Raw genomic sequence first — 1,768 nt, 5'->3', positions numbered from 1 at the left:
TTCAAGACGATTGATTAAATGAAGCAGCAGGTCCAATGGGCCCTCAAACGTATCAATTTTCACTTGATATTCTTCCATCATCTCACCATTTTCAAGTATCACTCTCATTGCCGGAAAAACTGGCTACCCTATAGTATAAGCCACCAAAAAGCTCTCGTCCAATACTATTTCATTTCCTGTTTTGAACAAGTTTGTACAGAATATTCAAAACACGAGAGGTGTTTGCTCGGAGCGCAGAAGCGGGAGAAAAAGCCTTAGCTTCTGGTTTTCCTTTCTAAGAAGCAATAGAGGCCGAGCGTTCTTTTTTCCTTTTATCCCTTCTATGGTACACTAAAAGCACATTAAAGGAGGAAACACCTTGTATCCGAAAGCTTATATAGAGTATCTCGTTGAGTTTCACGCGACACGGGATTATTTTGAATGCCATGAAATATTAGAAGAATTCTGGAAGGAAGACCCGCCAAAGAAACGAAAACGCTATTGGGTGGGCTTTATTCAGCTTGCAGTGGCTTTATATCATCACAGAAGGCAGAATACAGCCGGGGCAAAAAGACTGATGGCGAACAGCATCCGGATTCTTCAAGCAGAACACCGGGCAGTCGAAGACTTAGGGCTTGATCATGGCCGTTTGCTCGAACTTATGCAATCGGTTTACGAACAAATTGAAACGGGCTCTGCCTATAAAAGCATTATGCTGCCAATCAAAGATAAGAAACTGGAGGAAGCATGCAGGATCGAATGCAGGAAAAAAAAGTATACATGGGGGCAGCCCAGTGCACTCAGCAACATATTTCTTATCGACAAACACCGTTTGCGGGATCGGACTGACGTCATCCGTGAACGTGAAAAAGAAATAGAACGCAGAAAAAAAAGCAGAGGCTGATGACAGCCTCTGCTTAATTATTGTATGAAATGTCTTGATCCTGCTGACCTTGACAACGTTCGAAAAAGCTCTGCGTTAATTCATTTGGAACCAGTACTTGCGTTTTGAATAAATGCTTTAAAGCATCCATCATCTGTTTTCCGATTCCTTGATGGCGATGAGAAGGATTCACACTGATATGCCGGATCTCAACCTCAGAATCCTTTTTTTCGACTCCGATTGCTCCGACGATATCCTCGTCCTCTTTCCAAAGAAAGAGCTGGCGGTCTGTATCCGTTTCGTAGTCCTTAATTGTCTGCTGAAGCTGCTTAAGGTCTTTTTCATTCGGCATAAACGAAAGAAGCCCCATCGCAATCTTTTCAAACGATTTTTTATAACGAATTAACATAAAAACCCCTCTATATCCAAAATGTCCAGTCTGCTATTAACGGATACGAATAGGTGATCCGTTTTCTCACATTATATCATTTTCGCCATATTTTTAAACTGTTTTCAGCAAATTATTCAAATGAGCGGTTTAAATTTGCCATTTCAATGGCAGAAACAGCACAATCTACACCTTTGTTGCCCGCTTTTGTGCCGGCACGCTCGATAGCCTGTTCGATGTTTTCAGTTGTTACAATTCCAAAGATGACAGGTACACCAGTAGTGTTTGCTGCTTGCGCGATGCCTTTTGCAGCTTCATTGCAGACATAATCGTAATGTGTCGTTGCGCCTCTGATGACAGTGCCCAATGTGATAATAGCATCATATTTTTTTGTTTCCGCCATTTTTTTCGCAGCAAACGGTATTTCAAATGCGCCTGGAACCCAAGCCACATCAATGTCATTTGTGTCTACGCCATGTCTGAGCAGCGCATCTTCTGCTCCGCTCAGCAGCTTGCTC

At 42.5% G+C, this 1,768-nt stretch carries 3 protein-coding genes and 1 pseudogene; 1 reads left to right on the top strand and 3 read right to left on the bottom strand.

From position 1 onward, the window contains the following. Positions 1–78: pseudogene (locus RAC86_RS38370) on the bottom strand (segregation/condensation protein A); the annotation flags it as partial. A 280-nt stretch (positions 79–358) separates the two neighbouring features. Between RAC86_RS38370 and RAC86_RS38365 the strand changes: the two are divergent. Further along, entirely contained in the window at positions 359–883 is a 525-nt protein-coding gene (locus RAC86_RS38365) for a DUF309 domain-containing protein (RefSeq protein ID WP_015251790.1), read from the top strand. 13 nt (positions 884–896) lie between these two features. Here RAC86_RS38365 and ribT read toward each other — a convergent pair whose 3' ends face one another. After that, on the bottom strand, positions 897–1,271 hold the full coding sequence (ribT, locus tag RAC86_RS38360) for a GNAT family N-acetyltransferase RibT (protein WP_003223910.1): 375 nt from the start codon (positions 1,269–1,271) through the stop codon (positions 897–899). 112 nt (positions 1,272–1,383) lie between these two features. Beyond that, positions 1,384–1,768, bottom strand: a 385-nt coding sequence (gene ribH / locus RAC86_RS38355; RefSeq protein ID WP_377886920.1) for a 6,7-dimethyl-8-ribityllumazine synthase, incomplete at its 5' end; no start/stop codon positions are given.

This window comes from Bacillus sp. LR_5, assembly GCF_042709275.1.
Note: the sequence above shows the minus strand (reverse complement) of the source record. Positions and strands in the feature narration are given on the sequence as shown.